This is a genomic window from Clostridium sp. CTA-5 (assembly GCF_054768135.1).
In genome coordinates this window covers 49,267-67,661 of sequence record NZ_BAAAAT010000007.1, presented here as the reverse complement: position 1 = coordinate 67,661, position 18,395 = coordinate 49,267, and the positions used below count along the sequence as shown (strand labels likewise).

Annotated in this window: 22 protein-coding genes; 18 read left to right on the top strand and 4 right to left on the bottom strand. The window is 26.6% G+C overall.

Going from position 1 to position 18,395, the window contains the following annotated elements; translation table 11 throughout:
* The first annotated feature begins 24 nt into the window (after positions 1-24).
* The 5 genes from hisH to hisE all read left to right on the top strand — a co-directional run bounded on the left by hisH (position 25) and on the right by hisE (position 2,933).
* Positions 25-645: an imidazole glycerol phosphate synthase subunit HisH gene (hisH, locus tag ACYUET_RS13565; protein ID WP_460280443.1), complete on the top strand. Its 621-nt coding sequence runs from the start codon at positions 25-27 to the stop codon at positions 643-645.
* Positions 642-1,355: a 1-(5-phosphoribosyl)-5-[(5-phosphoribosylamino)methylideneamino]imidazole-4-carboxamide isomerase gene (gene hisA / locus ACYUET_RS13560; RefSeq protein ID WP_460280441.1), complete on the top strand. Its 714-nt coding sequence runs from the start codon at positions 642-644 to the stop codon at positions 1,353-1,355. Before hisH ends, hisA begins: the two co-directional genes overlap by 4 nt.
* A 19-nt stretch (positions 1,356-1,374) precedes the next feature.
* Positions 1,375-2,136: an imidazole glycerol phosphate synthase subunit HisF gene (gene hisF, locus ACYUET_RS13555; protein ID WP_460280439.1), complete on the top strand. Its 762-nt coding sequence runs from the start codon at positions 1,375-1,377 to the stop codon at positions 2,134-2,136.
* A gap of 131 nt (positions 2,137-2,267) precedes the next feature.
* The gene (gene hisI / locus ACYUET_RS13550) at positions 2,268-2,597 is read left to right on the top strand and encodes a phosphoribosyl-AMP cyclohydrolase (protein ID WP_460280437.1); all 330 of its coding nucleotides are present in this window, start codon (positions 2,268-2,270) and stop codon (positions 2,595-2,597) included.
* A gap of 9 nt (positions 2,598-2,606) precedes the next feature.
* Positions 2,607-2,933, top strand: a complete 327-nt coding sequence (hisE, locus tag ACYUET_RS13545; RefSeq protein ID WP_460280435.1) for a phosphoribosyl-ATP diphosphatase — start codon at positions 2,607-2,609, stop codon at positions 2,931-2,933.
* 31 nt (positions 2,934-2,964) lie between these two features.
* Here hisE and ACYUET_RS13540 read toward each other — a convergent pair whose 3' ends face one another.
* Positions 2,965-3,735, bottom strand: coding sequence for a histidinol phosphate phosphatase (locus ACYUET_RS13540; RefSeq protein WP_460280433.1), 771 nt, complete (start codon positions 3,733-3,735; stop codon positions 2,965-2,967).
* Between the two features lie 460 nt (positions 3,736-4,195).
* Between ACYUET_RS13540 and ACYUET_RS13535 the strand changes: the two genes are divergently transcribed.
* The 10 genes from ACYUET_RS13535 (at position 4,196) to ACYUET_RS13490 (ending at position 13,481) form a co-directional block, all read left to right on the top strand.
* Complete coding sequence (locus ACYUET_RS13535; RefSeq protein WP_460280431.1) at positions 4,196-4,384, top strand: hypothetical protein; 189 nt, start codon at positions 4,196-4,198, stop codon at positions 4,382-4,384.
* Between the two features lie 117 nt (positions 4,385-4,501).
* On the top strand, positions 4,502-5,311 hold the full coding sequence (locus tag ACYUET_RS13530) for a hypothetical protein (RefSeq protein ID WP_460280429.1): 810 nt from the start codon (positions 4,502-4,504) through the stop codon (positions 5,309-5,311).
* Between the two features lie 96 nt (positions 5,312-5,407).
* Positions 5,408-6,691 (top strand): trigger factor, encoded by a 1,284-nt coding sequence (gene tig, locus ACYUET_RS13525; protein WP_460280427.1) that lies wholly within the window; start codon positions 5,408-5,410, stop codon positions 6,689-6,691.
* 150 nt (positions 6,692-6,841) lie between these two features.
* Entirely contained in the window at positions 6,842-7,441 is a 600-nt protein-coding gene (gene clpP / locus ACYUET_RS13520) for an ATP-dependent Clp endopeptidase proteolytic subunit ClpP (RefSeq protein WP_460280425.1), read from the top strand.
* A 38-nt stretch (positions 7,442-7,479) separates the two neighbouring features.
* On the top strand, positions 7,480-8,769 hold the full coding sequence (gene clpX, locus ACYUET_RS13515; protein WP_460280424.1) for an ATP-dependent Clp protease ATP-binding subunit ClpX: 1,290 nt from the start codon (positions 7,480-7,482) through the stop codon (positions 8,767-8,769).
* A gap of 251 nt (positions 8,770-9,020) precedes the next feature.
* Positions 9,021-11,357: an endopeptidase La gene (gene lon / locus ACYUET_RS13510; protein WP_460280422.1), complete on the top strand. Its 2,337-nt coding sequence runs from the start codon at positions 9,021-9,023 to the stop codon at positions 11,355-11,357.
* The gene (yihA, locus tag ACYUET_RS13505; RefSeq protein WP_460280420.1) at positions 11,347-11,943 is read left to right on the top strand and encodes a ribosome biogenesis GTP-binding protein YihA/YsxC; all 597 of its coding nucleotides are present in this window, start codon (positions 11,347-11,349) and stop codon (positions 11,941-11,943) included. Before lon ends, yihA begins: the two co-directional genes overlap by 11 nt.
* A 191-nt stretch (positions 11,944-12,134) precedes the next feature.
* Positions 12,135-12,608: a hypothetical protein gene (locus tag ACYUET_RS13500; protein WP_460280418.1), complete on the top strand. Its 474-nt coding sequence runs from the start codon at positions 12,135-12,137 to the stop codon at positions 12,606-12,608.
* Between the two features lie 29 nt (positions 12,609-12,637).
* Positions 12,638-12,889, top strand: a complete 252-nt coding sequence (locus tag ACYUET_RS13495; protein ID WP_460280416.1) for a hypothetical protein — start codon at positions 12,638-12,640, stop codon at positions 12,887-12,889.
* Positions 12,890-13,001: 112 nt separating this feature from the next.
* Entirely contained in the window at positions 13,002-13,481 is a 480-nt protein-coding gene (locus ACYUET_RS13490) for a hypothetical protein (RefSeq protein ID WP_460280414.1), read from the top strand.
* Positions 13,482-13,737: 256 nt separating this feature from the next.
* Here the strand turns inward: ACYUET_RS13490 and ACYUET_RS13485 are convergent, their stop codons facing one another.
* Positions 13,738-14,661 (bottom strand): hypothetical protein, encoded by a 924-nt coding sequence (locus ACYUET_RS13485; RefSeq protein ID WP_460280606.1) that lies wholly within the window; start codon positions 14,659-14,661, stop codon positions 13,738-13,740.
* Between the two features lie 115 nt (positions 14,662-14,776).
* The gene (gene perR / locus ACYUET_RS13480) at positions 14,777-15,199 is read right to left on the bottom strand and encodes a transcriptional regulator PerR (protein WP_460280604.1); all 423 of its coding nucleotides are present in this window, start codon (positions 15,197-15,199) and stop codon (positions 14,777-14,779) included.
* 299 nt (positions 15,200-15,498) lie between these two features.
* Here perR and ACYUET_RS13475 point away from each other — a divergent pair, with 299 nt between their 5' ends.
* The 3 genes from ACYUET_RS13475 (at position 15,499) to ACYUET_RS13465 (ending at position 16,791) form a co-directional block, all read left to right on the top strand.
* On the top strand, positions 15,499-15,816 hold the full coding sequence (locus ACYUET_RS13475) for a hypothetical protein (RefSeq protein WP_460280412.1): 318 nt from the start codon (positions 15,499-15,501) through the stop codon (positions 15,814-15,816).
* A 209-nt stretch (positions 15,817-16,025) separates the two neighbouring features.
* A complete protein-coding gene (locus ACYUET_RS13470) occupies positions 16,026-16,343 on the top strand; it encodes a hypothetical protein (protein WP_460280410.1) in 318 nt (105 codons plus the stop codon).
* A 238-nt stretch (positions 16,344-16,581) separates the two neighbouring features.
* A complete protein-coding gene (locus tag ACYUET_RS13465) occupies positions 16,582-16,791 on the top strand; it encodes a hypothetical protein (protein ID WP_460280409.1) in 210 nt (69 codons plus the stop codon).
* A gap of 86 nt (positions 16,792-16,877) precedes the next feature.
* On the opposite strand, the gene ACYUET_RS13460 is transcribed toward ACYUET_RS13465, so the two are convergent.
* Positions 16,878-18,362 carry a nicotinate phosphoribosyltransferase gene (locus tag ACYUET_RS13460; protein ID WP_460280407.1) on the bottom strand — a complete coding sequence of 495 codons (1,485 nt, stop codon included), beginning with the start codon at positions 18,360-18,362 and terminating at the stop codon, positions 16,878-16,880.
* Positions 18,363-18,395 lie beyond the last annotated feature (33 nt).

Below are 18,395 nucleotides of genomic sequence, written 5' to 3'. Positions count from 1 at the left end.
AAGCAAGACCTGGAGGAAAACAATATGATAGTCATAATAGATTATGGGATGGGGAATTTAAAAAGTGTCTATAATGCGTTAAAGAGTATTGGTTTAGAAAGTAAAATTTCTTCTAATAAAGAGGATATTATAAAGGCCAAAGCATTAATATTACCAGGCGTTGGATCGTTTAAAGATGCTATGGATAATATAGAAAAAGAATCATTAGATGAGCTAATAAAAAATGAAGTTAAAAAGGGAAAATTTATTTTGGGAATATGTTTAGGAATGCAACTTTTTTTTGAAAAGGGATTTGAAGTAGAAGAAAGAAGTGGATTAGGTTTATTAAAAGGAAATGTTATTAAAATGAAGGAAAACATAAAGGATAATATAAAAATTCCTCATATAGGTTGGAATAATCTTATTTATAGTAAAAATGATAATTTGCTTGAAGCAGTAGATGAAGGGGAATTTGTGTATTATGTTCACTCTTATTATGCACAAGAATATGATGAAAATGACTTGGTTGCTTATTCAGAATATGGAGCTAATAAAATACCAGGCATAGTTAGAAAAAACAATGTAATAGGAATTCAATTTCATCCTGAAAAGAGTAGTAATACAGGCCTTAGACTCTTAAAAAATTTTGGGGAGATGATTAAATGATAATATTACCTGCAATAGACATAATTAATGGAAAAGCAGTTCGATTATATCAAGGTGATTACAATAAAATGGAGATAGTTGGTGAAGATATATATTGTGTAGCAAAAAAAATTCAAAATTTAGGTGCTGACTATATACATTTAGTAGATTTAGATGGAGCAAAATATGGAGAATGCAGTAATCATGAAATAATATTAAAACTTGCTAAACAAATAGATATACCAGTAGAAGTGGGCGGCGGTGTTAGAAACTTTGAAACAATTAAAAATCTATTAGAAAATGGCATATCAAGGGTTATTCTTGGAACAGTAGCTATAGAGGATAAAGAATTATTAAAAAAAGCAGTAGACATTTATGGAGAAAAAATTTCAGTTGGAATAGACTGTAAAAATGAATATGTTTATAGTAGAGGGTGGCTAAAAGGAAGTAAACACAACTATATAGATTTTTCGAAGGAAATAAAAAAAATAGGTGTTAAAAATATAATAGTTACTGATATAAGTAAGGATGGAACATTGGAAGGGCCCAATATTGAAATGTTAAAAAAACTTAAAGAAACAGTAGAAATTGATATTACAGCTTCAGGTGGAATTAGAGATATAGATAATATTAAAGATTTAATAAAACTTAATATATATGGTGCAATTGTAGGGAAATCCATTTATTCTGGAACACTTTCATTAAAAGAAGCAATAGAATTATCTAGATAAGTAAAAGGAGAGGGAATATATGCATACTAAAAGAATTATTCCTTGCTTAGATGTAAAAGAAGGACGGGTTGTTAAAGGAATTAATTTTGAGGGGCTAGTTGATGTTGGAGATCCAGTTAGTTTAGCAAAATACTATGATGAGCAAGGAGCAGATGAACTGGTATTTTTAGATATAACAGCTACACATGAAGAGAGAAGTATAATGCTTAAAGTAGTTGAAGAAGTTGCAGAAAAAATATTTATTCCATTTACTGTTGGAGGAGGATTAAAAACTTTAGATGATATAAAATTAATTTTAAGGGCCGGGGCAGATAAGGTTAGTTTAAATTCAGCAGCTGTTAAAGATAAAAATTTAATTAAAGAGGGAGCATTCTATTTTGGAAACCAATGTATAGTTTTAGGCGTAGATGGAAAGAAAAGAATAGATAATTTGGGATGGAATGTCGTTATTAATGGAGGAAGAATAGATACCGGTATTGATATGTTAACCTGGATTGAAGAAGCAACAAAATTAGGTGCAGGAGAAATACTTTTAACATCAATGGATGCAGATGGAACTAAAAAAGGGTTTGATTTAGAATTAATTAAGGCAGTAAGTAATGTAACCAATCTACCAATTATAGCATCTGGAGGGTGTGGATGTTTAGAAGATTTCTATGATGTGTTTAAAGATAATGCAGCAGATGCAGCACTTGCAGCATCATTATTCCATTATGGAGAATTAAAAGTTGATGAAGTTAAAAGATATTTAAAAAATAAAAATATCTCTGTTAGATTATAATTTTTAACTAAGGCTTATGGCAAGAAATTAAATTGAAAACTCGGTTAATATACATTCATTACATTAAGTAAGTTAAAAAAAATATAAACAATTACTTAAAATATAATGTTAATTTAAATGGAGGATACTATATGGATATTGATGAATATATAAGCTTTATAAATTTTGATAAGGGTAATGGATTAGTTCCAACAATAGTTCAAGATTACAAGAATAAAGAGGTATTAATGCTTGCATATATGTCAAAAGAAAGTTTTAAAAAGACTTTAGAAGATAGAACTACATGGTTTTATAGTAGAAGTAGAAAAGAACTTTGGAATAAAGGTGCAACTTCAGGCAATTTTCAATATGTAAAAGATATAAAAATAGATTGTGATAATGATACTATTTTAATTCTTGTAGAACAAAAAGGAGTTGCTTGCCATACAGGAAATAGAAGTTGTTTTTATAGAGATATTTAGGAGGAAACTATGTGTAATGAAATAAAAAAATTATATAATACTATATTAAATAGAAAAGAAAATATAAGTGAAGGATCATACACAACCTATTTATTTGATAAAGGAATAGATAAGATTCTAAAAAAAATAGGTGAAGAGTGTACTGAAGTTATAATAAGTAGTAAGAATAATAAAAAATATGAACAGGTAAGTGAAATTTGTGATCTTACTTATCATGTTCTAGTTTTAATGGCTGAACTTAATATTTCTTTAGATGATATTGAAAATGAATTAAAAGAAAGAAGTAAAAAAAATAATAATTTTAAGGGAGAAAGAAAACCTATAGAAAATATTTAAAAGTGGCTATGCCACTTTTTTATTTTGATTTTTAGCAGTATTCAGGTTTTCTATTTTTAAAATATATTGGTTTTAAATTTAATTTTTCAGTCAGCAACAATGCTTCTTTAAAATTAATATATATATCATTTGAAGAATGAGCATCCGAACCGAGAGTAACATATTTCCCACCAAGTTCTTTATATCTATTGTATATGCTTAACATACTATTAAATGTATTTATATTATTAAGTCTTCTGGTGTTGATTTCCATTACCTTTCCTTTAGATATTAAAGTTTTCATTATTTCGTCAATAATATCTTTATGCTCAATTAAATTGATTTCATTATCTTTAAAATTAACATATCTACAAGGATAATCAAAATGAGCTAAAGAATCAAAACAATCATATTTTCTAACTACTTCAAGCATAAATTCAAGATATTTGTCAAAGTAATCCTTCTTTTTAAGTCCAGGTTTTTTACAATAATCTAAAAATATATCTTCATCATAAACTGAATGAACAGATCCTAAGATAAAATCATAATCAAAACTATTTGCTTTATCGTTTATAATATAAAATGATGGAAGTGTTAATCCTATTTCTATACCTAAAAGTAAATTGTTATTTCTATATTTTGAATATTTATTAAAATAATTGGGAATATCTAATTTAAATAAATCTTTTTCAGGATAATCTTGATCTAAATGTTCGGTAAGTATAAGACCAATTTTTAAATCATTTGCTTTAGTAAGAGCTTCATGTATATCCATTTTACTATCAGATGAGAATTTTGTATGGATATGACTATCAAAAATCATTTTTATCACTCCATTCTTTTTAGTTTATTATAACATAATAGAATTCTTATGTAGATGAAGCGTTAAATTAAGTTGATTTTAAATTTTGAAAGTATTAAAGTTAAAATGAGAATATATATTTGATATAATAGAATACAAATATTATTTAACAAAAAAAGTCTGCACTTAATAAATAATGCAGACTAAGGTTTATGTTCATTTAAGAAAGGGAATAAATGAACATACGTGGGGTTTATAAAACTTTAAAATACAATAAGTATTTTAAAGTGATATGAGCTCAAATAGTTTATATATTAATTATACATTAAACGAGTAATTAAAAACAATATATTTCATAAAATTTGTTTAAATATTAAAAAATTCCATTATAATTCTTTACTCGACGAAATTTTAAAAATGTTAAAAGTTATAGTATAGTAAATATTAAAATACTAAAAATAGTTTTAGAAAGGTGAAAATAATGATTGAGATAAAAAAAGAAGATTTACTAAAGTCTACTCCTGAATATGAAGAATACTCAGAAAATGTGTATAATTTATCTGAAGAAGAATTAAGACAATTTGGTTTTATAAAATGTTCAGGTTGTTGTAATCACAAAGAAAATAAAAAATGCAATGGATGTAAAAAACATAAATGTTGTAAGAAATAAATTATAAAGAAAATATTAAATATTAAATATAATGTAGATTTAGAAAAAAATATAATATATAATGAATTTGTTTGTTATAGTTATTTAACATAAAAAAATAGGTCTGGAGGGAATGCTTTGGCTAAACCAAGTATTTTTAGTAAAGAATATGAAAAACGAATGAAAAAAAGAAAAAGAAAATTTATAATAATTTTTTCAATAGTTTTTGCATTAGCTATATTAGCTATAGTTAAAGTTTCTTATAGCACTAGAAATTACAGTGATATTAAACAAAGAATACAAGCTTGGATTGATAGTGATACTATTCCACGAGATGATAAATCAGAGTTAGTGACAGAAGATTCTAGTAAAGAATTAAGTATTGAACAAGATAAAAAAACAAATGAAAAAACTGAGGAACAAGTTTTGGAAATTAAATTGGCTAGTGGTATAGTAGTTAAGGCAACATATATTGAAGAAAATGGACAAAATAAATTTACTAAACTAGAAGGTACAGATGATTTTGTGAAATTTGATATTAGCCCTTCAGGTAAGCAAATTTTAATATTAGATAAAGATCAAACTATTACAGTGTATAATGTTAACGGAGAATCAAAAGTAGTATCTAAAAATGAATACACTTCTAAAAAAGGTGATGTATTTACTAAAGAAGCTACCCTTTTAAGTAAGCCAGAATATTTATGGAATTCTGATCCAAAATTTATAAATGAAGAAAATATAATATTTGTTAGTAATAGACCTTATTTTGGAACAGCAGCAGTTAAGCAATATTTATGGATAAGTAATATAGTAAATGATAGTGATTCAATTAAGTGGGATTTGGCTGCAAGTAAAATAGAAATTGATAAAAAAGAAGAAAAAGGAATAAAAATCATAGTAGATGGTAATATTTATTATGTAGTAGAAGATGGTAATATTATTCAATAAAGATAATTTACAATAAAAATTTGATAAGAAACAGGCATTTATGGTATAATAACCTAGTTAAATTAGATGTATACTATTTTAGGAGGAATAAATAAAATGGAAGCTAAAGTTGAAAAGATAGAAACAAATGTAATTAAATTAGAAATAAGAGTTGAGGCAGAAAAATTTGATGCCGCTTTAACTAAAGCATATAACAAGAATAAAGGTAGATATAATATCCCTGGATTCAGAAAAGGAAAAGTTCCAATGGCTATGGTTAAAAAATTCTATGGAGTGGAAGTTTTCTATGATGATGCTATAAACTTCGCAATTGATGAAAGTTATTCTAAAGCATTAACAGAACAAAATATTAGACCAGTAGATCATCCACAAGTTGATATTGTAGAAATTGGAGAAGGTAAAGATTTAGTTTATACAGCAACAGTTACAACATATCCAGAAATAGAACTAGGACAATATAAAGGTTTAGATATTAAAAAACCTTCATATGAAGTTTCAGATGAAGAAGTAGAAAAACAAATAAAAGAAGCACAAGAAAAGAATGCTAGAATAGAAAGCAAAGAAGAAGGAACAGTTGCTAAAGGCGATATAGCTGTTATAGATTTTAAAGGATTTATAGATGGAAATGCTTTTGAAGGTGGAGAAGGAACTGATTATCCATTAGAAATAGGTTCAGGTACATTTATTGATAATTTTGAAGATCAATTAGTTGGTTTAGCAATAGGAGATAAGAAAGAAATAAATGTTTCTTTTCCTGAAAATTATGGAAAAGAAGAATTAAATGGAAAGCCTGCAATGTTCGAAGTAACAGTTAAGGGAATTAAAGTGAAAGAATTACCAGAATTGGATGATGAATTTGCTAAAGAAGTATCAGAATTTGATACAATTGCAGAATTTAAAGAAAATGCAAAGAAAAGATTAGAAGAAGCAAATAATGCAAGAGCTGAAAGAGAATTTGAAGAAGCAGTTATAACTTCAATAATTGAAACTTCAAAAATGGATCTTCCAGAAATCATGTTAACAAAAGAAATAGATGCTATGATGAAAGATCTTGAAGCAAGATTACAATATCAAGGATTAAGCTTAGATCAATACATGGAATTCACAGGAAACACAACTGAAAAGATGAGAGAATTCATGAAAGAAAATGCTGAAAGAAAAGTTAAAGCAGATATAATTCTTGAAGAAATTGCTAAAGTAGAAGATATAAAAGCTACTGAAGAACAATTAAATGAAAGAGCTTTAGAATTAGGAAAAGTTTACGGACCTAAAGATCCTAAGAAAATGGCTAATATATTATTAAAAGCTCAAAAAGGTATGTTAGAAAGAGATATAATAATAGAAAATACTCTTAAATTATTAAAAGAATCTTGCAAATAATAAAAAATATAAAAATAAATAGTTAAAAATAATTGCCAGAAGTTATTCTGGCAATTATTTCAAATAACAATTAACATTTTTATAAAAATTTTATATAATTTATATAAGGTTTATTTTAAAAAATCTTTTATGGAATAAGGAGGGAATTGAATGGGTTTAGTTCCAATGGTTGTAGAACAAACAAGTAGAGGAGAACGTTCTTACGATATATTTTCAAGATTATTAAAAGAAAGAATAATCATGTTAAGTGGAGAAGTAAACGATGATTCTGCAAATTTAATAGTATCACAATTATTATTTTTAGAAAGTGAAGATCCAGATAAGGATATATATATATATATAAATAGTCCTGGTGGTTCAATAACAGCAGGTATGGCAATTTATGATACTATGCAATATATCAAACCAGATGTTTCAACTATATGTATAGGTATGGCAGCTTCTATGGGAGCATTTTTATTATCAAGCGGAGCGAAGGGAAAGAGATTTGCACTTCCAAACTCTGAGGTAATGATACACCAACCACTTGGTGGCTTCCAAGGGCAAGCAACTGATATAGAAATACATGCTAAGAGAATATTAAAAACAAAGGAATCTTTAAATAAGATTTTAAGTGAAAATACAGGTAAGCCATTATCTACTATTGAAGCAGATGTAGAAAGAGATAATTTTATGACTGCAGATGAAGCTAAAGAGTATGGATTAGTAGATAAAGTAATAACTAAAAACGAAGTTGGAAAAGATAAATAAGATGCTTATAAAGTATTAGAGTTAAGTGAGGTGAATGTATGGCTAAATATGATGAAAAGAAACAACTTAAGTGTTCATTCTGTGGAAAAACTCAAGATCAAGTAAAAAGATTAATTGCTGGACCGGGTGTATACATTTGTGATGAATGTATTGATTTATGTTCAGAAATTATTGCTGATGAATTTGAAGAAAGTGTAGAATTTAACACTAAAAGTGTTCCGAAACCAGCTGAAATAAAGGAATATTTAGACTCTTATGTTATTGGGCAAGAAAGAGCAAAAAAATCTTTAGCAGTTGCAGTTTATAATCACTATAAAAGAATTAATACTAATAAAGAAGATATAGATGTTGAACTATCTAAGAGTAATATTTTATTATTAGGACCAACAGGATCTGGTAAGACATTATTAGCTCAAACGCTTGCAAAATTTTTAAATGTTCCATTTGCAATAGCTGATGCTACAACATTAACAGAAGCAGGATATGTTGGTGAAGATGTTGAAAACATTCTTCTTAAATTAATTCAAAATGCAGATTATGATGTTGAAAGAGCAGAAAGAGGAATTATCTATATAGATGAAATAGATAAAATTGCAAGAAAATCTGAAAATCCATCAATAACTAGAGATGTATCTGGAGAAGGAGTGCAACAAGCTTTATTAAAAATATTAGAAGGAACTGTTGCTTCAGTACCTCCACAAGGAGGCAGAAAACATCCACATCAAGAGTTTATTCAAATAAATACATCTAATATACTATTTATTTGTGGTGGTGCTTTTGATGGTGTTGATAAGATAATAGAAAGTAGAACAAGAAAAAGTTCTATGGGATTTGGTGCAGAAATTCAAGCAAAACATGAAAAAGATATTGGTAGATTATTAAAGGAAATTATGCCAGGAGATTTATTGAAATTTGGTTTAATACCAGAATTTGTTGGTAGACTTCCAATAATAGTAACTTTAGAGTCTTTAGATAAAAATGCATTAATTAATATCTTAACTAAGCCTAAAAATGCTCTTGTAAAACAATATAAGAAATTATTTGAACTAGACAATGTTAAATTAGAGTTCAATGAGGAATCTTTAAATGCAATTGCAGAAGAGGCAATAGATAGAAAAACAGGTGCTAGAGGTTTAAGAGCTATCATAGAAGATATGATGACTGAAGTTATGTATGAAATACCATCAGATGAGCAAATTTCAAAAGTTACAATAACTCAAGATTGTATTAAGAAAAAGAATAAACCTGAAGTTGAAAGATTGCCTGAAGGTAAAACAAGACCAACTCTAGTTTCTACTAGAATAAAAAAGGATATTGAATCTGCTTAATTATAAGCTTATTATTTTACTGATATCTATTTAGATATCAGTATTTTTTTTATAAAAAATTGTTAATGATAAAAATTATATCTTATAAGTTAAAACTAAAAATAAGTTAGATGCTAGCAAAAAAATAAAACTTTAGGATTAGTTGTAAGAATTTTTATTATTTCAACTAATCCTATTTTAGGTATATTTATTGAAATGTACGCTTAATATGTGTATACTAATGAAGTAATCAAAGATGGAGGGGAAATGGGATGATACAAAACTTATATACACTTCCGTTAATTCCTTTAAGAGGATTGACTATTTTTCCAAATGTAGTAGCACACTTTGATGTTGGAAGAAAAAAATCAGTGTCAGCAATAGAAGAGGCAATGTTAAATGGTGAAGAAATTTTTCTTGTTGCTCAAAAAGATCCATCAATAGAGGATCCAGAAAGAGAAGAAATATATGATTTAGGGACAATATGTAAGATAAAACAAATTATAAAAATGTCTGATAACACAATAAGAGTGTTAGTTGAAGGTAAAGAAAGAGGAAAGATAGTTGAATATATAGCGGATGAAGAGGAAAATTATATTAAAGCATCTGTAGAAGAAATAAAAGTAATATCTGAAGAAAATCCAGAAATAGATGCTTATATTAAGTTTTTAGATAAAGAATTTATGAAGCTATTAAAAATAATGGGTGATAGTTATATAGATACTATAAAATTAGTAAATCCATTAGAAAATCCAAGTGCTTTTGTTGATATGGTTGCATCATATTCAATAACTGAGGAAGAAATAAAACAAGAAGTTTTAGAGACTATAGAAATAAAACAAAGAGTAGAATTGGTTTTATCTAGAATAAAAATAGAAATGGAAATGTTAAAAATCCAAAAGAAACTTTCTAACAAAGTAAAAGAACATATAGATGAAGAACAAAAACAATTCTATTTAAGAGAACAATTAAAAGCCATTCAGGAAGAATTAGGTGAAGAGGATGAAGACAAGAAAGAAATAGAGAAATATGAAAAATTAATTAGTAAGACTAAACTTTCTAAACAAGTTAAAGAAAAAGCTAATTATGAGTTATCTAGACTTAAAAATATGAGTTCATCATCATCAGAAGGAAATGTAATAAGAGGATATTTAGATTGGATTTTTAATATACCTTGGAATAAACAAACTAAAGAGAATATGGATATTATTAAAGCTAGAGAAGTTTTAGATAAAGAACATTATGGTCTTGAGGACGTAAAAGATAGAATAATAGAATATTTAGCTGTAAAACAACTTAGTAAAACTCAAAAAGGCCCTATCATTTGTTTAGTAGGCCCTCCAGGAGTAGGTAAAACATCAATAGCAAGATCAATAGCACATGCAACTAATAGAAAATATTCTAGAATATCACTTGGTGGTATGAGTGATGAAGCAGAAATTAGGGGACATAGGAAAACTTATGTTGGAGCAATACCAGGTAGAATTGCTTATGCACTTAAACAAGCAAAAACAATAAATCCATTAATACTATTTGATGAAATAGATAAAATTAATTCAGATTATAAAGGGGATCCAGCTGATGCTTTACTAGAAGTATTAGATAGTGAACAAAATAAAACATTTAGAGATAATTACTTAGAATTAGATATTGACTTATCAAAAGTAATGTTTATAGCTACGGCAAATAGTTTAGATACTATACCAAGGCCACTTTTAGATAGAATGGAAATTATTGAAGTATCAGGGTATACCTATGAAGAAAAATTCAATATAGCTAAGGAACATTTAATTCCTAAAATATTTAAAGATATGGATATTGATAGCGTTAATGTTAGTATTCAAGATGATGCTATTAAAGAGGTTATTGAAGGCTATACTCGTGAATCAGGTGTTCGTGGACTTGAAAGAAAATTAAGTACTCTTATAAGAAAATCTTTAGCAAAAATTTTAAGTCAAAATAAAGAAAATATAATAATTAATAAAGATGATGTAGAAAAATTCTTAGGGAAAAAATCATTTGAATTTGACAAGATTGATAAAGAAGATAAAATAGGGGTTGTAACAGGTATGGCATGGACAGCCTATGGTGGAGATACATTGCCAGTTGAAGTTATGGTTATGAATGGAAGTGGAAAACTAGAACTTACAGGAAAATTAGGAGATGTAATGCAGGAATCTGCTAAAGCAGCTTATAGTTATGTAAGAGCTAATGCGGATAAGTATGGCATCAAGGAGAATTTCTATAAAGAAAAAGATATTCATATTCATGCACCAGAAGGGGCTGTACCCAAAGATGGCCCATCAGCAGGGGTTACTATGGTTACTGCTCTTGTATCTGCATTATCAGGAAGAAAAGTCAAACATAATGTTGCTATGACTGGTGAAGTGACTTTAACTGGACGAGTTTTACCTATAGGTGGTTTAAAAGAAAAGTCTTTAGCAGCTTTTAGAGCAGGTATAGATACAATAATAATTCCAAAAGAAAATGAGAAAGATATAGAAAAGATACCTAATTCAATAAGAAATAAACTAAATGTTATTTCTGCAAGTAAAGTGAATGAAGTATTAAAAAATGCGTTGATTGGAGAGAAAATTGATGAGAATTAAACAGTCAGAATTCATTACTTCAGCAGTGAAAAGAAATCAATATCCTATAGATGATAAAAATGAAGTTGCTTTTGTAGGTAGGTCTAATGTAGGAAAAAGTTCATTAATAAATTCTTTAACTAATAGAAGAAAATTAGCTAAGGTAAGTGGTACACCAGGAAAAACAAGACTTGTGAATTTCTTTTTAATAAATAATGATTTTTATTTAGTTGATTTACCTGGATATGGTTATGCTAAGGTATCTAAGAAAGAGAAGGAGAGTTGGGGAGCAACTATAGAGATGTACCTAACTGATAGACATCAATTAAAAAGAATTGTATTACTTGTAGATTCAAGACATAAACCAACAGAAGACGATATAATGATGTATCAATGGGCAAAGCATTTTGGATATAATGTAGTTGTTGTTGCAACTAAAAGTGATAAACTTAAAAATTCTGAAATTAAAAAGAGTGAGAATCTAATAAAAAGTACTTTAAAATTAAGCGCAGATGATAATTTCTATTTCTATTCATCTTTAAATAAGAAGGGTACAGAACAACTTATAGATAATTTATTTTTAGAATTTGCAACAGATATTGATTAATAAAAAGCAAATATGTCTGATATTATATTTTCAAAAGTTTATCGTATTATTTTAAATATTATAAATTTCAAAGACTCTATCAAAATTAATTTTGATAGAGTTTTTTTATTACAAAAATTGTGTCAAATTATTTGTGGAGGAATAGTATATAGTATCAAGAAGAAAAAAATTTTTTCCAAGGAGGAGTAAATATGGAGATGAATGATATCCTAAATGGTTTAAATTCATGTGGAGATAGCTGTTGCGATCAAGACACAGATTGCGGAGGCTTTAATAATGATACTTCTGGCATGAATTTTGGAAATGGTTGTGGATTTGGACCAGGCTGCGGAGCAGGACCAGGTTTTGGAGTTTCACCAGCTTTTGGTGGATGTGGATTTGGCAGCTGGATTTGGATTCTATTAATACTATTTTATGGAGGATGCGGAAGAAATAGCTTTTTAGGAACAGGCGGATACAATAATGGATACAATAATTCTTATTCATGCTGTTGTAAAAAGAAAGATGATTGTTGCTGCTGTTCAAGAAATAATAATGGAACAGGCGGATGCTCATCATACTTGTTCTTGTTAGTAATTTTATTCCTTTGCAATGGTAACTTCCCAAACAACGGTATTTCACCATTTAATAATGCTGGCAATACTGCTTGTGGATTTGGTTGCTAATTCTAATTTTTTAGAAAGGAGAGAATGATATGTCTAAAAAGAAGGATAAATGTTGTTGTAAAATGATGGAGAATAATTGTTGCTGCTGCAGAAATGATTGTGGTGGAGGATTCAATGGATGTACACCAATTATTTTCTTATTAATTGCATGTGGTTCAGGATTGTTGAATTGTGGTAAATCATATTTAATTATCTTACTATGCCTATTATGTGGCGGAAACTTTTCTAGTTTATTAGGAGGCTGTTCAGGACAATCTAATAATCAATGCTGCTGTTGCTAGTATAGTGGATGGAGGGTACAAAAGTACCCTCCAAAAAAAATTAAAAGTATAATCACATTCACTATATAATACATATATTAAAATTAGGAGAATTATAATTGGAGGATTTTTAATGGCTAAACGTAAACATAGGGAACGTGAACCTCTAGAGAATAATGTGGGAAGCAACAATGCTGGAAATGCAGGAAATCCATTTGGCATAGATCCAGCTCAATTGATGGGAATGTTAGGCGGAAATTTTGATATAAACAGTCTTTTATCCTCAATGAATATAGATGGATTAAATTTAAGTAATTTAGCTCCTTTAGCTAATATGGCAGGGTTAAATTTAGGAAACCTAGGAAACATGGGCAATTTTAATCAGCCTAATAGAAACTCTATGAATCATATGGGGAACAATCAGGGGAACGTAAATAATATTAATAACGATAATATAAATAATAAAAAAATAAATAATATTAAAAATCAAACTACTAATGATAGTAATTTAGATATGCTTATATCTTTAAGAGGTTTTGTTCATCCAAGTAAAATAAGTTTTATAGATAAAATGATAGAGTTATATAAAAGTGGTGCATTTAAAGATATTTAAAATAAAATGTATAATAATAAAAAAAGTTGTTAATAATACTACTGTAACGGAGAAAGTATTCTCCTATAGCTTAATAAAAGGAAATATTAATTTTATTAAGCCCCCCCATCCCCCTTTTAGGCCGCATTTGCGGCCTTTTTATTTGTATTTTAATTTATAGTTTTAAGAAAAAATTAGAATTATATTTTTAAATTTATGATTTTTATTAATAATTGTTATTATAAGTTAAAAGTTTATAATTAAATTTTTTAATATATTATTTTAATTTTTCAATTGATGTTATATTGTAATTAGAATCATTAAGGTGACAATCTAATGATAAAACTAGTTCATTTTTATCATTTTCAGAACCTTTTAGTTTACTCTTTTCAAATGTCAATCTCCACTTTAAAGATGTAGGGTCTCCAGAAGAATCCCATTCATAATCATAAAAAAAAGCATCTTGAAAAGAATAAGAATAATTTTCCTTGTCTAAATTCCATAAAACTGATAATTCGTCATTAGCAATAGAAGAAGAGAATATATTTGGTAAACTATCTAATTCGTATGGAGCTTCAATTAGGTTTATAAAACTTACAGCATTGTTAAAAGAAGGAATATTTTTAGCATCTTTTGTAGTGTCTAATAATTTATTATTAATTAACATGAAGCTATTTAGAGACGAAATCCCTTTAGAAGATAATAGTGAATAGCATTGAGGTGTTTTAGTATTATTTGAATCTAATATACCAAAAATATTTTTATCACTTGAGTATAAATCATAAAATTCTCCTTCATTGAAATTAAAAACATAACACATACTTTTATTATTTTTTGTACCTTGTAAAATTATCTCAGGTCTTAAATCTCTAGAAATATCATATAAATAAATTTTAATTGGCCAAGAATTAGAGATATTAAATAAAATATTATCTTTAATTTTACTTGAAAGAAAAATATTTGTATTATGATAATCAATATTTATATCAAAGGTATTATCTCTTTTTATAAGTTTTACAGTATCATTTTTACCATCGCCAGTTAAATCAAAATCAATATTTTTTGACGAAGTTAATGGAGAGATAGTTTGTAAACATTTATTTTTGTTTATTGATAAAGTAAATATTATTGATCCTACAATTACTAATGTTAAAATCGAAAGATAAATAATATATTTTTTTTCTTTTAAAATTAATTTCATCATAATCACCTCAATTAAATTATATGTACATAATTATAATTAATTCGAATTTTAAATAAATAAAACATCCCTAGTTTTAAATAAATAAAACTAGGGATGTTTATAATTGATCTAATTAGTTTTTAGATGATTTTTGACATTCTTTACAGTATCCATAGAAATAAACTTTATTAAAAGATACTTTAAAATCAGAACTATTTTCTGCTAGATTGTTAAGATGATCTAAATTTAAATTTTCAAAATCGCATATTTTTCCACAAGTCAAGCATTGGATATGAGGATGAGATAATGCATTTCTATCATAACGGAAATTACCTTCTCCTACATTTATTTCTTGAATAAGCCCAACTTCAACTAGCGTTTTTAATGTTTTATATACAGTAGCTAAACTCATAGTTGGATATTGTTCATGAATAGCATTATATATAACTTCAGCTGATGGATGGCATGAAGTACTTAGTAAATAGTTATAAACTGCAAGTCTTTGTGGTGTTAATTTAAGCTTTTTCTCTTTGAAAATTATAGCAATATCATTGATAATAAACACCTCCCAAGATAATATAATATAGTATATTATATTATAATGATAATTAAAAGTCAATAATTATTACTTAATAATATATTATATAATAATTATTATTGATTAAATTAAATAATATATTATAATAGTGCATTATTATATAATAAAATAAAAAAAACATTGTATAGTTAATAAAAATTTGATAGAATATAAATAGGACAAGTTGTTAATTAATTAACAAACTATAATGAAGAAGTAATATAAGATTATGACTAATGGAAAGTATATAATCTATTATAGTTAAGGAGGCGTATTTTATGGGTAAATATAAAGTTGGAGATGAACTAGTAATAGTTAATGATCCAAATAAGGAAATGAAGAAATTGAAGGATTTAACTTGTCTAAAAGTTGAAGGGGATTTTGCTAAAATATCATGGGGGATTAGAATAGTAGATGTAGAATATGACAAACCGAATGTAACTTTAACTTATATAAATTTTAAAGGCGAAAAAAATAAAGTATTTTCAGTTTGTAAAGATATAGAAAATTTTGATAAGCAAAAAGTGTTAGAAAAAGCATTATTAAAAGCATTCCAAAATGAAATAATAAATATATCAGTTGATAAAAACAGCTAAATAAAGTATATGGTATTTAAGGAGGTGAGTTAAATAAACTAACCTCTTTTTTGCTATAAATAATTTAAATATTATGATATAATACTATAGTAGAGTAAATGATATCTCTATAATAAACTAAACATAATTAATCTCGTTGTTAATTAATTAACGAGAAATTATGGTAATGATAAAATACGTAATATTTAAATACTTAAGGAGGCATATTTATGGATAAATATAAAGTTGGGGATGAATTAATAACTATTAATAATCCAAGTAAAGAAAGCCAAAAATTAAAAGATTTAACTTGTTTAAAGGTAGATGGAGAATTTGCTCAAATATCTTGGGGAATAAGAATTGTAGATATAGAATATGATAAGCCAAATGTAACTTTAACTTATATAAATTTTAAAGGTGAAAAAAATAAAGTATTTTCAGTATGTAAAGATATAAAAAACTTTGATCAACAAAAAGTACTAGAAAAAGCATTATTAAGAGCATTTCAAAATGAAGTAATTAATATATCTGTTAATAAGAATAGTTAAAAAGTAATACAGAGAAAGAGTTTAGTATTTAAATATTAAACTCTTTCTTTGTATTTATAAATAAAATTATAATTTTAAAATTTTTATAATGGAGAATAGAAATATAAAACATGGTTTATATTTCTAGGTTTTAAGGAATAAATTTAAGATTATTTGGAAAATGGCTTTATTTTCCTGTATTTTTATAATATAATAAATTCGAGAGGAACAATTTTTTACAAAAAAAGGGTGGGTTTTTATGAGTAAATGTCCGTTTTGGTCAACAAGGAAAGAATATCATGAGTGCTATGATTCGTGTCCAATGTTAAAAAACGATTTAGGTATGGAAGAACAATGTGTATTTAAGGAGTATTTGTTATTAAATAGAATTAATTTTAAAGATGTGGTAAAGGAAGACTATAATTTTTTAAAAAAGTCTATTTATGATAATAGTGGTATTGAATATTAAAATATATAATAATATTTTAATTAATCCTATAACTAATAAAATATTTAGTTATAGGATTAATTAATTTAAAAATAAATTCTTTTGGTCTAATCTGATAATTCATATGAATTTGTATATTTATGAAGTAAAGATTGTTTTAATGACCATAAGTTATTAGATAAATCTACATAATAATTATGAGGATTTTCAAATCTCAATACTTCAGACCATAATTTATTTGTTTCCTTCTCAGAAAACTCTTTTATTTCTAGAACAGTAGGAGATGTATAAACACATTTTCCTTTATCAAAAATTTGAACTTGAAGTTCTTTAGTATAGTAATTAGTAAGTTTTTTTCTTTTCCAAGTATGAATTGGATCGAAAATAGTTAATGGTTGACTTTCATCTATAAGTTCATGTTTTAGTGCTATTAAATCAGCTAATGCTTTATGAGAATTTTTATCAAATATTCTTATTATTTTCTTAAAACCAGGATTAGTTATTTTTTCATCGTTTTCACTTATTTTAATTTTTGGAACTAGTTCATTATTATTTTCTATTGCAACCAATTTATAAACTCCACCAAAAACAGGTTCGGATTTTGCAGTTATTAATCTTTCACCAACACCGAATGAATCAATACAAGCACCTTGGTCTAAAACATCTTTTATTATGTGTTCATCAAGAGAATTAGATATAACTATTTTACAATCCTCATATCCAGCTTCATCTAACATTTTTCTACAACGTTTTGTAAGATAAGTTATATCTCCTGAATCTATTCTAATACCAGTAGGTCTCTTACCAAGTGGTTTTAAGATTTCATCAAAAACTTTAATTGCATTAGGTATTCCAGATTTTATAACATTATAAGTATCAATTAATAATAAGCAATTATCAGGATAAAGTTCAGCCCAAGATTTAAATGCCTCATATTCTGTGTCAAATAATTGTACCCAACTATGAGCCATTGTACCTACAGCAGGTATGTTAAACATTTTATCTGATATAGTACATGCAGTTGAATCACACCCACCGATTATAGCAGCTCTAGCTCCATAAATAGCTCCATCGTATCCTTGAGCTCTTCTTGAACCGAATTCCATTACAGGACGTTCTCCAGCAGCTCTACAAATCCTGTTAGCTTTTGTTGCTATTAGAGTTTGATGATTTATAGTTAAAAGTATCATTGTTTCTATGAATTGTGATTGTATAACAGGTCCTCTAACTGTGACTAAAGGTTCATTTGGAAATACAGGATTTCCTTCTGGTACTGCCCAAACATCACATGTAAATTTAAAGTCTTTTAAAAATTGTAAAAATTCTTCTGAAAAAGTGTTTTTACTTTTTAAATATTCGATATCTTCATTTGTAAATTTTAAATTATTTAAATAATGTATAAGTTGGTCAACACCAGCCATTATACAATATCCTCCACCATCAGGAACCCTTCTAAAAAACATATCAAAATAAGCAATTTTATCTTTAAGTCCTTTTTCAAAATATCCATTTCCCATAGTTAATTCATAAAAATCAACTAACATTGTTAGATTTCTTTCATCTCTAACATCAAAATTAAATTTAGTATTCATTAGTAGTCTCCTTTAAAACAAACTTCTATTTAG